Source organism: Pedobacter jeongneungensis, assembly GCF_039538295.1.
GTDB lineage: Bacteria > Bacteroidota > Bacteroidia > Sphingobacteriales > Sphingobacteriaceae > Pedobacter > Pedobacter jeongneungensis.
The window spans coordinates 29,444-43,101 of sequence record NZ_BAABBY010000015.1 but is presented as its reverse complement, the minus strand read 5'-3'; the positions used below and the strand labels follow the sequence as shown (position 1 = coordinate 43,101).

Here is a 13,658-nt window from a genome sequence, read left to right as displayed (position 1 = left end):
CGACCCTTAGGGGCACGCCCAAAACAATCATGATAAAAATCCAGCATTTCCAGTCTTTAGTAAATGATTATCTTCGCATATGAAAACCAAACGCCCTCTGCTTTATTTTTTCTGTGTTCTGACCGGTTCAGCCCTAAGCTTACCAGCCTGCGCCCAGCAGCACAAAAAAAACACTCAGGAACAGGAAAGACCAACATCCATGGATAGTACCCAGACCTCTCCAAAAGCTTCTGCAAAGCCCGCACAAGAGGACCTTGATAAGATGCTCAGCGAGTTAAAGAACTCAATGATATCATATATGAAAAGCGCGGAGCCTCCATACACGATGGATGACATCGATAGCTGTGAAAAGATACTCAAAGTGTACCTAGTGGATATAAATGCTTCCCAAAACAAAGAACAGGGCATGGAAATGGTTAAGACGACTGTAGTCAACCTCAATGCGTTAAACGGCAAAACGGAGGGAACACTTATCGAAACGAGCGAACGCGAAAAGATAGCGGAAATCATCATCCTGGCCTCAAGCCGCAAAGGCTACAATACGATTGATGAGGACATCACCGAAGAGTGGCGGGAGTGGTAAAATCCGTATTCTTGCAACATATCTTTAGTCAAATGAAAAACAGATCCATTTATACTTTAGCTTTAATCTGCCTGCTGGCTATTCTTTCTTCCTGCTTTCAGACTGGTCGTAATGAAAACAAAATACTCACAGATAGTCTGATCAGGGCAACTGAAAAGATAGCAATCGGCAAGGCCAATTTCGGGATTTCAGAAAAGGAATTCAATCTCCTGTTCCCGGATTCCCTGGTTGACCTGGATGGAAATAAATATATCGTTAGCTCTTATTTTGATAGCGAGGGAGGGCTCGAAAAAGTATACATGATCGATAAGGCGACTTTCGATAACCAAAAATTCGATAACAGGCTATTTGAAAGGATGGATCTGATCAAGCAGTATTTCATGAGTACCTATGGGGAGCCAAAGAAAGATCGGGGTTACCCTGTCCAGCAAAAAATGTTGAACGGCAATGTATTTGAATCCTGCACATGGGAGGTTGGCATAAAAAGGATTTCGGTCGGCATTGCCCTTGAAAAAACCTATCGGGGCAATATTTATTATGTACTTTCCCATGTTGATCGGAAAGATAGTGCCACTCGAAATTAGTTTTATCGTGCCTAAATTATACTTTTAACGAAAGGGGATAAACTTGCGCTATTGATAATCGACCTATCTCTTCGTGATACAAATCTGCGGGGAAGAAATCGTCTGTTGCCCCTGTGCAGCATAAAATCACGGACAGTAAAAGCGTAATAATGTATTTCATTGGTGTTGGCATTAATCAGAGGTGAATATAGAAAATAACCTGCAGTTCGGGCAAGGATGCTGATTTAGGTGTTGCCATCGACCACGCAGATCGTGGCCAACACATGTTAAAATTAGTTTTATCCCAATTTTAACAAAAACGCTAATATTTCAAGTTTAATGTGAACCAAGATTAAAGAAAACCCTTACATTTGCGTGCTACCACATAAAAAGCAGATATGCCAAACAGTTTCAATGTAAAGCTCACGAAAGTTCACTTAAAGGGTTTCAAATCCATTGATGACCTCACGGTCGATTTTTCAGGTGACTTGAATATCCTAATCGGAAAAAATGGCGCCGGAAAGTCTAACTTTTTGGAATTTGTTTCTGACGCAGTCAGCTGGCGTGCACTCCAAAAAGTCTACAGGTACGTCAAATGTTATTACACCGCAGAGAATGGGGATATAATAACCGTAGAATATGAACGGGAAATCCTCAGGGCAGACTCTTTGAAAGAACTTGTGAATAAAGACCGATATGTGATGAACCACCGTATAACCCTGAATGATGAACTGGTATTCGACTCCAGATCGGAGGATGAGACGGGAAATGTGTTCAGGGGAAAAAAGTTTACAGGTAGAATGTCCATACCGAGTAAATTCCGAGTGTTAGGTTATGATTATCCACTTTCCCACTATATCACGTTTAACCTTCCTGAAGACTTAGAATGTATTGAGCATCCAGGCACGCTCGAGATTTATTTAGAGGATGAAAGTTTAATCTGGGGTACACTAACAACACTGACCTTCCTTGAGGATATGGTGTTTGATGCCGAATTTACTATAGAATATGATCTGGAGTCGGAGTTTTTCGGGATCACAAAAGACAAGATCATTGATGCATTGACCATTAGAGGTTATATACTCGATTGTCTTCAACGATATTCCCCTATCCAGGATGTACGAGTCAATAGTAACCTAAATATCTATAAACTTGAAGATAGGATTGTTATAGAAAATATAAAAATAGATTTTCTTATCAATGATATGTGGGTGCCTTGGTCACAATTATCCGATGGTTCCAAGCGGCTATTTTATGTGATTACCGAGGTGATGTCAATTCCCGGTGGAATTGCTTTATTAGAGGAGCCGGAGCTTGGTATCCATCCCCACCAATTTAACCTGTTATTGGATTTCATCAAGGAACAATCGTCACAGACTCAAATTATACTTTCAACACATTCTCCAAAATCACTAGACCATCTGGACATTGATGAACTGGACAAAATCCTTATTGCAAGTTACGATAAGGAATTGGGAACCCAAATCCGGCACCTCAATGCCAGAGAGACGAGAAAGGCGCAGGAGTATATCGAGCAGGTAGGATTCCTGAGTGATTATTGGCTAATGTCAGATCTTGAGGAATGATCAATGTAGGACTTGTGGGGGAAGACCCTAATGATACGGTTGCGATAAGCAAGCTACTTTCTAAGAAGTATGCAGAAAAAATCAGGTTCCACTCTCTGGCAAAACGGCTGCGCGGCTGCCAATTAGATAGCCCGAAAATACTGAAGACACTTCCTATTGACTTTAAGGATAAGGAATGTGAATTTATCATTTATGTTAGGGATCTTGATGGTTTTTCTTCTGAAAAGGCCAAGTTTGAGGCAAAAAATAAGTGGTTCACTACCTTGGATGCTAGAATCAACGGACAAGGGATTCTATTACTCAATATATGGGAACTAGAGTGTCTGATATTGGGAGATATTGAAACTTTTAACAGGCTTTATAATGTTAACTGTAATTTCAAGGGTGATCCTGTTATGATTAAAGACCCGAAAGGTTTTCTGATGAAAGAAACTGCGAAATCAAAGAAAAAATATCAAGAGTCTCATTGCAGGGATATTTTCGGAGATCTTGACTTTGAAAAAGTTAGCAAAAACTGTTCGCCCTTCCGCACCTTCATTAAAAATCTTGATGAAAAACTTTCAAAGGAAAGGTCATAGCACACTACTTATTTCTCTGATAAAAACAAGAAATAGATGAATAGACTTCATATGTTTAAAGGGCGAGTTCTTTCATTTATATTTCATAACTTCTGCAAAACAGATTGAGCAATTGTCGTCAATAGAGGAAGGAATTTCTTCTGCAATAGCTTCAAGGCAATCAACATCCAATCATTTTGCTCAATGAATAAGTGAAAGAGAGTTGTTGGTACGCCAGAATAGTCAAAGACTATAATAAAAAACATTATATATTCTTAGCTTAGTAAATCCGAACTCACCTTTCGAAAATTTCCCTGATTAATTCCCAGACAGATATGGCAATCCTCAGAAATTACAGCCCTTTTCAACAAACGCGTGAGCGGTTGCAGCGGCATCCTTTTGAAACAAAAGATACAGCGGAAAACGCGACCCGTTAGGGGCAAGCCCCCAAAAAAAAACGCTTAAAAATTATACTCCAATCGCTTATCGTCAGACAAAAATCCTCACAGCTATTGAATACCGCCCTGCTTTGCATCCTATAGCAAACCTCAGTCCATGAAAAACCTGCAACTCATCCTAAACAGACCCTGCACGCATCAAACTAACAGTCGTTTTTCCACTTCTTGCACAACCTGTAACCAGCAGTTTTTCAGGCCCATCATAGTCAATAGCATAGATCATCTGGGCACCGGCAAGGCTATTCTCAATATCGGTTCTTGAGATCGTGTTAAATTTAAATTGAGGCATAATTAAGATTATAATTTGGTACTAAATATAATCTACAAATTGGCAATAATAAAGATATTAACTATCAAAAAGCAAAATACACATAAATAGGAACTTGCGTTATTGAACCGTCTTCAGTTTGCCCCTGCTCAATCTTCTTCAGGCATCTGACAAAGATTTCCATGCTCGTCAATGAGTTGTATATCTCTGGCAATGTCCTGTATAAACTTTGTCAGGGGACGCCTAAAAATATCATCCTCTTTTTCATAAGTACCAATTACCAGTCTTGTAAACATTCCCTGGTCCGGAAACAGGCTTGCAAAATCATCGAGCAGCGCTTTATTATAATGTTTTGTGTATACCTGCTGCTTATGAATAAGCTCCTCAACAACATCAACTTGAGCACCATATATTCCGGATATACTGAACATCTTGTCATAATCGCTGGCTAGCTTTTCATTTTCCGGTACTCCAGGATCTACGTGGCTAAAAGTAATTTTGATTTTTTCGGGATCTTTGTCATTAAGGTACTGCACCACCGCATTGTCAGCTAGCACAAAGCGAAAAACATTTAATAATGGCCCAGTATGGTATAGTGTAAACCCTGAAGGGTTATCGCTTTTCGCCTTATTGCAAGAACCGCAGATCGGATAAAGATTAAAAAATGATGTACAAAGAAACGGGAATTCCGATTTCGGATAGCGGTGATCAAGTTCCAAAAGCCCTTTCCATTGAAGTACATCTCCCACATTGACCTGCCTGGCCTCATTCCTTATTTTTGCAATTTTCTTTTTTACCACCAAGGTAAGCTGAGAATGGCAGTATACGCATGTTTTTATTCCCAAGGGACGCAGGATCTTTAAGAACTCCTGATCGCGCAGCGCATTGTAACGCATTGCGCGCACGACATCTTTCCAAAACTTCTCGTTGATCCGGTCACTTGGTATGATGCTGTTAAACTCGGAAATCAGTTTGGTAATTTCGTCATCATCAGCATTAAGAATCCTTAAATAATGCTTTCTGATTTTTTTGATGTATCTGAAAAGCCTACCTATCTGTATTCCGCCATAATCTGCCGTATTAAAACGAACATGTTTATTGAGCGTTCGCAAGCGCTGGTAAGGCATTTCGAAATCATCCTCCCTTCCGGTTCGGAAAAGATTTTCATTAAAATCTTTGACCCTATCCTTTAGCTGCTGATTATTGAGTATTTGTCTCACGTCTTAACCTGAATAGTTCTTCTTCTAATTTTGCTATCTGTTCTTGCCTGTTTATGTTTTGTTTGAATCTTGCAAAATGCATTTCTTTAAGCCTCCTTTGGATCAGGGGTTCTCCAATCTGATCAATGGTAATCAGGGATTTTGCTTCTGACCATCCATCAGGATCTTTAACCTTTGGATTCAAATAATCGGCAAGTTCACCAATGATCTTCTTAACATAATTACCCATAAAAGCCTCCATAAAGAAGCTATTCGCCAACAGGTCGTGGATGTTTGATCCAAAAGTGCGAATATGCTGGTCTGTTTTGCCCAAGAAAAGAATATTGGTACTAGGGATGTCTGAAAGGATAAATGGGGAATGTGTCACTATAAGAATGTTAATGGCAGCAATCCTATCCAAATTTATCCTTTCCAGATATAATAGCAGGTAATTTATAAAATCCTGCTGCATTTCCGGATGGAAATAAAGTTCAATTTCATCAAAGATAATATTAACATACCGATAGGTTACCAAATCCTCCTCTACACTGACCGAATTTAAGTTATAAAGGTGGTAGATTAATGAATTTATTGCATAAATACGCTGCTTTTCACCTGAACTTAGGTCATCCAGGTCACTGCCGTTATCGAGTATAATTTTTGGAACCAAAAAAGCTGGAGGAACCATTTGGATGGTATCGAGCTGTGAGTCCTCAGCATTTCCAATTGTTTTTTCAATTTGACTGGAAAGTTCACTTATAGAGATCGGCACGTTATCAGGTAGCCTATTTTCCGGTAAAAATGACCTCACATGATCATACTTAATAAAATTTATGGCCTGTCGTAGCTTATTGGTAATGTGGCTATAATTACCAGACAGCTGGTCAATAAACGTTGTATAATCTGAAAACTCGCCGGACTCAGTGTCGAAATAGCCATAGCCGTAGCTTCTGGATATGTTGATTAGCTTTTGAAGGATATATCCGAACGCATAATCAACCAGGGTATTCAAACGAGTAATATCCCGCGGTATGAGCCCATTATCCAAGTCAAACTTCTTACATACATAATCTAAGATCTCTAGATAATATCCCGAAGCCCGGTCAAATCCAACTGTTATGGTTTCTGACAGGTTTGGTCTTTTTTTATAGCTATAAAGGTTCTTGAATTTTGTCTGGTTGAGTTTATAGCTCACTGAGACTGCAGACGCCTTATCAGTAAGCTTTCTTAAGTCAAATTGCCCTTCTCCTTCTGTAAAGGGCAAAAGTAGATTGACCATCAGCCTTTGCCGGGTCAAAATCTGTTCTACATTCACGTCTATATTCCCTCTATCCCGATATGGGTTCATCACAATGGGAACTTGATAACCATCATTTTTTACAAAAAGAGACTTAATCCAACGGCCAATGTTGGCACTGTTAAGCCCATAGAGGGAATAGTTTATTGCAATAGTATAAAAGAGCTGACCAAGGTCAAATTGCTCAATCGGCACAATTGAGGGATTGATAAAAGTATTATCTACCTGCTCGTACCTAAATATCCGGACATTACTGTTTATAAACCGGATACAGTAAAGAAAATCACTTAAATAGTAGAGTTCAAGATTGAGTTCGGGAATCTTTTCAAGTTCCGTATATATATTCCCATGTGCTTCGGCAAGGACATTAATTGCCCTATAGATCAATTCGGTTAGGGTACTCTTACCCCTCCCGTTCTTACCGACAATTGATGAAATATTTATCTTCATCTCCCTGGTCGAATAAAGTTGAACATCTAACTCAGGGCGATAGGTGATAGTATTGAAATCAGTTAGATCGAATGCATTGTAAAACGTGTATGGTTTATCCACTTCGAGTACCTTGATAACGTCTTCCCTCAATCCAGCCATCGGTCTCACCCCGAGTAAACGGAAATTTCCGACTGGCCGGCCCATGTCCTTTTCAGAGTCCTCAATTGGCGAATGGAACTCAGGGTCAGTTTGCCCAGTAGAAATTTTGTAAGCAACCTCGGCGACCTCGATGAATGACATCTCCAGATTGTTTAGAATTGCCCAATAGTCTTTATAGCCTGCAGGTATCTTATCCATTTTGCCTAACTGGATCAAATACCCAACTGTGTGCTTATCCAGCGGTAAAAAGTGCTCAGCATCAATCCAAAATAAAAATATTGTAAACGAAACAGTGTCCATCCCCCGGACATACTTCAGTTTGTCAAAGATATCTTGGTCTAAAAACGACTGCCCAAATTTCATGATGTTTTCAAAAATCGACCATAGTGTCTCCTGAGTAGATTTATTCCTAACCGACATCAAATCTATGGTAATCGGTGTGGGACATCCAATGAAATCCACTTCGCTGTAAGCTTTTTCTAGAAAAATACGGCAAAGATGGTTAATTCTGATCAATCTGTTTTCTAACTTGGCTTTAGATGAATTTAGACTGGAAAATAGAATGACCGGGTCTATGTACTGTTCGTCATAATTACTGTATTTATAAAACCATTGGTTACTCATCTGGAAACGCTCATCACGGTTTAATCTCCTGTAAATTTCAGCGCCTGCCTCCTTTCCGTGCTTATTTCTAAATGCCGCAAATGCTTCGGCCAATTCGCGATAAACAATATTCCATTTTACTGCCATAGAGAGTCGTTTTATTTATGTTTTTTGGACATGGCCCAATGGCGCTAAGATAGTAAACTTGTCAAACATGAGATGAGTTTTAATCCTAACACGATTAATGTATTTAGGGATAAATCGACATGCTGCATCCTATCATCTGCCAGAAATATCAAGAAACAAGATAAAACACTAAACATATAATCAAAAGCAGTGTGAGCGGTTGCATCTGCATCCTCCGCAGGGAGATATCGCGGAGGCGCGCCCCCTATGGGTCACGCCAATCGGGGTGATCTGGGTCTTTAATGATCTGGGGCACCGTAAGCAGAATCAACATACAACTACAAAATTTTTCATGTCAGCTGTCCTTAATTTTTAGTACAGCCTATGTCTCACTATCAATTAAATCCTTGACAACATTAGTAAAACTCTTTTCATTTTATCCCGCATTATTCATCTACCTTCAACAATTCAGATTTGGCTCAAAAAAATACTAATTTTTTTAGCATATATCGAGTTTTTCATGTACCTTTACAGACAAGGGTTTATCAGTATGATGTTTGTAATATCCAACCACTTGATGCACTAAATGTTGCTAAAAATCCATCGCCTGTTGATGCTACTTACAATAATAGCGCTGAACTTATTTTTCAAAAAAAGCTAAAACAGTCCATTCAGCGGTAAAAAAAAACTAAATTCGCAACCTTTAAAAAACTGAAGATGGCCAGAAACGTAGAGCATTCCTTATTGAAAAACGCTAAAAAGAATAAAAAGGATGAATTCTACACCCTTCGTGCTGACATCGAGCAGGAACTACAACATTACACCAGTCATTTCAAAGACAAAGTTGTCTATTGTAACTGCGATGATCCCAAGTCGAGTAACTTTTTTAATTACTTCGCAGACAATTTCAGCTCGCTAGGTTTAAAAAAGCTGATTACTGCTTGCTATAAGCATGACGATCAGGAGCCGGGTCAATCACAGGAGATCGCGTATGGGCTCGAATATACTGTCAGGGAGGCAGGAGAACCTGCAGAATCCGTGATTACCCATTTTCGCGGCAATGGAGACTTTCGTAGTCAGGAGAGTATTGATTTGCTAAATCAGGCTGATATCGTTGTCACCAATCCGCCTTTTTCTCTTTTTCGCGCCTACATAGACCAGCTAATTAGTTTCAATAAAAAGTTTTTAGTCATTGCAAATATTAATGCGATAACCTATAAGGAAATCTTTAAGCTCATCCAACAAAACAAAACCTGGTTAGGCATCCATCTAGGCCGTGGTATATCTGGCTTTATTGTACCTGCACACTATGAACTATACGGTACAGAGGCTAGAATCGACGGACTTGGCAACCGGATAATTTCACCCAATAATTGTTTATGGCTGACTAATTTGGATAATGCGAAAAGACATGAGGATATCGTGCTAAGTAAAAAGTATTATGGGAATGAAACCGCCTACCCTAGTTATGATAATTATGATGGGATTAATGTAAATAAAACCCAAGATATCCCTATGGATTTTGGTGGAGCGATGGGTGTTCCGATAACTTTTCTACACAAATTTAACCCTGACCAGTTCGAGCTGATTAAGTTCAGAAAAGGAGATGATGACCGGGATTTACGCATAAATGGCAAAAGCCCATATTTCAGGATACTTATCCGGAATAAGCGCCTAGGCACAAAATAAAAAATAATAAGACATTCGTGACTAAAACATGGAAGACTTAGTCCCTTTTTGCCAAACTATTATATTGCAGATTCATTTCTTTCAATACATCCTCTAGTGGGTGATTGACAAAAATTTCATAAGGCAATATCGGTTCGGAGTCGGGGATCTGTTTCAGATGGGCATCGAAATACGCAACTAACTTTTCTTCTGAATCAACCAAAATGGAATGCCTTCCCTCTTCCAGGCATGCCCTGCCTGTAGTGCCGGAACCGGCAAAAAAATCTAGAACGATAGCGCCTGGTGCACTGAGCGAACGTATAAAACGACGAACAATTTCAAGAGGCTTTTGGGTGGGATGCCCTACCCGCTCAGTGGAATTACCATTCAAGCGGCCAATTTCCCATACATTGGTTGGATTTTTACCTTTCTCGATATTTTCTGGTACAAGACGCTTGTCGCGAAGTGCCAGTTTTTTTGAGGCTTCGTCATAAGGTACTCTTACGGAATCCAAATCGAAATAATAGTCTTTGCTTTTGGTAAGCCAGACCGCCTCCTCGTGCCGGTTGGCAAAAAACCGGTGGGCGCTCATACCATTTTTATAGTACCAGATAATCAGGTTAGTAAATCTGAGTTTAGTCTGATGGCGGGTATAATGCAGGATCTCCAACAGATCCCCTTTCTTTAAATCCTGATACTGGAAACCACCAAAAATAACGCAGTTAGCATTTGCTGCCATTACCCTATAAAGCTCATCAAGCCATTGTTTAGCCCACTGGAGATAATTATCAAAAGTGTCCCAATAATCCAAATCCAGATTATAGGGAGGATCGATCAAAACCAGTTGTACGCTCTGATCGGGCAACGTCTTTAAAAATTCAACCGCATCTTGGATAAAAAGCGCGTGTATGGTTTTCTCGACCCCTATAGGCTGGATATCTGCACGATGCTTCTTTCCACTTTTCTTCAGCGCATTCATCGCCCTGTGGGCGTGATTAAAGTGTGATTTGTTAGCCAAAAGTATTAAAGGTTTTCTATTTTTAAAAAATATTCTGGACGTAGAAAATCTCTTCCAAAGTTTTCACGCAACTGAGATAATTCTTCCTCCTCTAGGATTATTTCCCCTGTTTGGGCAAAGTGGAGCAGCTTTTCTCTTCTTGACTGGAGCATCTGAGGGCTTTCTTGCTGAGCAAGCCTAATCACACCATTCGAGGGAATAAATCCTTGAATTTGAATTGCTGAGCTACTTTGGCTAATGATACCCAGTGCGCTAAGGATATTCAGCAAAAAGGGAATCCGCCTAATGATAACATCTCTGGTTGGTACCTCAAGTCCGTGCCGGTCCAGATAGTCTTTAACAAACGGTGCCTGAAAAAAATCGTCATAAATTGAGGACTTCAGCACCTCAGCTTTTCGCTGAATAGTATAAAGGTATCTTAAAAGGAGCCCAACGGCATCCATCTCGAGTAAGATACTCCGTAGATGCGCCCGTCCGTCCTGGTTAGCCTGGATAAGGGTCCATATTTTGGAATTAACGGTGGACTCAATCGGCATCGCCCAAGAAAACACATCTCCGGGATCAAAGCCTAGATTCTCAGCCTTTAGTAGGGGTTTAAGAATTTCATAGGCTCTCTGGCCTTTGGTTGTTAAACTGAGCTGGAAGTCAGTGTTAAGCGCCTGTTCGCGAAAGTCAGTGAGTAGGCCCATCTCCATACCAGCCTGAAGCATGTACTTTACTTTACGTTGAAAATTTCCTGCTACTCCGCTGTCATATCCGCCGGAAAACCGGACGTTTTCGGCCTTGAATCTGGTCTGTTCAATATTTCCATCGCCCACTGACTTTAAAACATACAATATATGCCCAAGGTGAGTGCCTTGCGGGAAATGATAACTAAACTCCGTATGTTCACCAATTTCTTTTAAGAAACGGCTCCAGGAGCCAAACACGCTTTGGTATTTTCCTATCCGGTACATCCCTTGGCCGTTAATATCCCCTTGACTCGGTTTACGTCCCAGCTGTTCACTAAGCTGATAGTAAGCTTCGATTAGATCTTCCTTTGTGATTTCCCGTGCGGCAGCATCCTGTGCGTCGAGTATTTGCTCCACTTCAGCCTCAAAAATCACAGTACATTTCGGATTGTATTCATATAGGTTCTTTGCATCCTTGGTGTTATTTCCCTGCGTGTCTCCTTCCCCATTAGTGCTGCCGGACAAGAATTTGCGGACTTGATTCGCCTTTTTATAATTTCCAATGAAATCAATAATAACCACCTCACTTTTTCCTCCGCAAAGACGAAGTCCCCGGCCGAGTTGTTGAAAAAAAACTGTTTTAGATTCAGTAGGCCTTAAAAAAAGGAGTACTCTTAAGTCCGGGAAATCGATGCCTTCGTTGAAAAGGTCAACAGTGAAAGCCACATGGTACTCTCCAGACCTGAACCCTTTAATAAGTTCTTCACGGTCTGGGCTTGTAGAGGTAATTGAGCAGCTAGGAATACCCTTTTTGTTGAAAAATGCTGCCATAGCCTCTGCGTGTTTGATGGAGATACAGAAGCCAAGTGCTTTGTTACCAAGGCCTTTTAACAAATATTCTTCAAAAATACGTTCATTACGTTCCTGAATAATGAGATTTCGGTCCAGATCCGCAACACTGTATTTGTTACCATTGTAGCGAATATTAGTATAATCGATATTATCTTTTAATCCGTAATAGGTATAGGGTACAAGAAACCCGTTCTCGATAGCATCATTCAAGCTGTATTCAAAAACTTTCTGGTAGTCGAAGAGCTCAAAAATATCTTTCCGGTCTAGCCTATCTGGTGTAGCGGTAAGTCCAAGCATAAACACGCCGGGTTGAAAATGATCTAAAACCAGCTGATAGGACGGTGCCTGTCCGTGGTGAACTTCATCAACGATGATGTAATCAAAAGCATCAGAGGCCAACTGCGCCAAAACATTAGGTGAACGCAGGCTATCCTTGGAAGCAAAAAGGATTTTACTGTCTTCAACATTTTCCCTCTCCTCACCCGTCAATAGCCCAATAGTGCTCTGAGGATAAATCTTTTCAAATGCTTCCTTGGCTTGCATGAGTATGGCCAAACGATGCACAATAAACAAAATCCGGCCTGGGGCATTTAAACTATCAAAAGCAGACAAAAAAGTCTTTCCTGTTCCGGTTGGCAATATCACTATACCTTTTTTCCAACCTTTTGAGCGGTAGTAAGCCAGTGATTCAAGTACCGTTTTCTGCAGGTAGTTGGGCTCAATGAGTTGCTGGTTTAAAAGCCCAGCAGCTTGCTTTCTAAAAAGTGAAAATAGCGAAGCGGATACCCTGCTGCGCCACTCTGGGGATTGAAGCTGTGTATAGGAATAGCGCAAGAGTGACCAACCTGCACCTAAAATCTCGTTTTGACGGTTCAGTCCGTCATCAAAAGCCTCCCTTGATACCACTCCTTCACTGTGGTAGCTTTCCCCATCAATCTCGAGGGCAATTTTTCGGCCCTGATAACGGATGGCGAAATCTATGCGTCTGCTTCTGCCCTCAGAATCCAGAAAAGGATATTGCGGAATAACATACTTAATATTTTCAGTCCCCAATAACGGAAAAATAAACTCAGTAATAAATAGTCGTTCACTCTCTTGATTAATCCTGGTTTTGAACACTTCTAGGTATTCTTCAAGGCTAACACTGTCTCTATCTGCAAATGGATTGGAAAAGTTCAGCTCTTCCGGGTTTTCAGCTATTTCTATCATTTGGGCGTAATTTGAGTCACAAATATAGAAATTTAGCTCACTATCAGTATTGGTCCAATCTTCATCAGTACCAAATAAAATCTAGTCCCCTATTTCTTATCACACTATCTTACTCGGTGCTGTTACCATACGCTTATCAAGTATATATCCTAAGCGGCCACATCTTTCAGCCACCAGGTATGCGACATCTGCCGGCACCTCATCCATCATCCGGTAACAGATTTTATATTTCTGGTTATAACTTAAGTAGATAGTGAGCGAATGTACTGGCGATCTTATTCCACTAAGACTGAACAGATGAAGGTCCTGTAGTTCTTTTGCGACTGTTAGCAATCTATTGTTCATGATCTTTGCAAGTGCTGGCTCTTGCCTAAACGCTGTCTCTAAAATAGCAACTACCGTAACCCTC

Annotated in this window: 10 protein-coding genes; 5 read left to right on the top strand and 5 right to left on the bottom strand. The window is 40.4% G+C overall.

Annotation, left to right across the window (positions count from 1 at the left end):
* The first annotated feature begins 79 nt into the window (after nucleotides 1-79).
* The 4 genes from ABD769_RS22785 (at nucleotide 80) to ABD769_RS22770 (ending at nucleotide 3,310) form a co-directional block, all read left to right on the top strand.
* Nucleotides 80-583 carry a hypothetical protein gene (locus ABD769_RS22785; protein ID WP_344853660.1) on the top strand — a complete coding sequence of 168 codons (504 nt, stop codon included), beginning with the start codon at nucleotides 80-82 and terminating at the stop codon, nucleotides 581-583.
* A gap of 32 nt (nucleotides 584-615) precedes the next feature.
* Nucleotides 616-1,167, top strand: a complete 552-nt coding sequence (locus ABD769_RS22780; protein WP_344853659.1) for a hypothetical protein — start codon at nucleotides 616-618, stop codon at nucleotides 1,165-1,167.
* Between the two features lie 377 nt (nucleotides 1,168-1,544).
* Nucleotides 1,545-2,732 (top strand): AAA family ATPase, encoded by a 1,188-nt coding sequence (locus ABD769_RS22775; protein ID WP_344853658.1) that lies wholly within the window; start codon nucleotides 1,545-1,547, stop codon nucleotides 2,730-2,732.
* Nucleotides 2,729-3,310, top strand: a complete 582-nt coding sequence (locus ABD769_RS22770; RefSeq protein WP_344853657.1) for a hypothetical protein — start codon at nucleotides 2,729-2,731, stop codon at nucleotides 3,308-3,310. Before ABD769_RS22775 ends, ABD769_RS22770 begins: the two co-directional genes overlap by 4 nt.
* A gap of 555 nt (nucleotides 3,311-3,865) precedes the next feature.
* On the opposite strand, the gene ABD769_RS22765 is transcribed toward ABD769_RS22770, so the two are convergent.
* The 3 genes from ABD769_RS22765 to ABD769_RS22755 form a co-directional block, all read right to left on the bottom strand.
* Nucleotides 3,866-4,036 carry a hypothetical protein gene (locus ABD769_RS22765; protein WP_344853656.1) on the bottom strand — a complete coding sequence of 57 codons (171 nt, stop codon included), beginning with the start codon at nucleotides 4,034-4,036 and terminating at the stop codon, nucleotides 3,866-3,868.
* Nucleotides 4,037-4,164: 128 nt separating this feature from the next.
* On the bottom strand, nucleotides 4,165-5,235 hold the full coding sequence (locus tag ABD769_RS22760) for a hypothetical protein (protein ID WP_344853655.1): 1,071 nt from the start codon (nucleotides 5,233-5,235) through the stop codon (nucleotides 4,165-4,167).
* Nucleotides 5,216-7,852 carry an AAA family ATPase gene (locus ABD769_RS22755; RefSeq protein ID WP_344853653.1) on the bottom strand — a complete coding sequence of 879 codons (2,637 nt, stop codon included), beginning with the start codon at nucleotides 7,850-7,852 and terminating at the stop codon, nucleotides 5,216-5,218. The genes ABD769_RS22760 and ABD769_RS22755 overlap by 20 nt, the downstream gene beginning before the upstream one ends.
* Before the next feature lie 696 nt (nucleotides 7,853-8,548).
* On the opposite strand from ABD769_RS22755, the gene ABD769_RS22750 reads away from it, so the two are divergent.
* Entirely contained in the window at nucleotides 8,549-9,520 is a 972-nt protein-coding gene (locus ABD769_RS22750) for an adenine-specific methyltransferase EcoRI family protein (RefSeq protein ID WP_344853652.1), read from the top strand.
* A 37-nt stretch (nucleotides 9,521-9,557) separates the two neighbouring features.
* Here ABD769_RS22750 and ABD769_RS22745 read toward each other — a convergent pair whose 3' ends face one another.
* Both ABD769_RS22745 and ABD769_RS22740 read right to left on the bottom strand, forming a co-directional pair.
* Nucleotides 9,558-10,517: a DNA-methyltransferase gene (locus tag ABD769_RS22745; protein WP_344853651.1), complete on the bottom strand. Its 960-nt coding sequence runs from the start codon at nucleotides 10,515-10,517 to the stop codon at nucleotides 9,558-9,560.
* A 5-nt stretch (nucleotides 10,518-10,522) separates the two neighbouring features.
* Nucleotides 10,523-13,249, bottom strand: coding sequence for a DEAD/DEAH box helicase family protein (locus tag ABD769_RS22740; protein WP_344853650.1), 2,727 nt, complete (start codon nucleotides 13,247-13,249; stop codon nucleotides 10,523-10,525).
* Nucleotides 13,250-13,658: the final 409 nt, after the last annotated feature.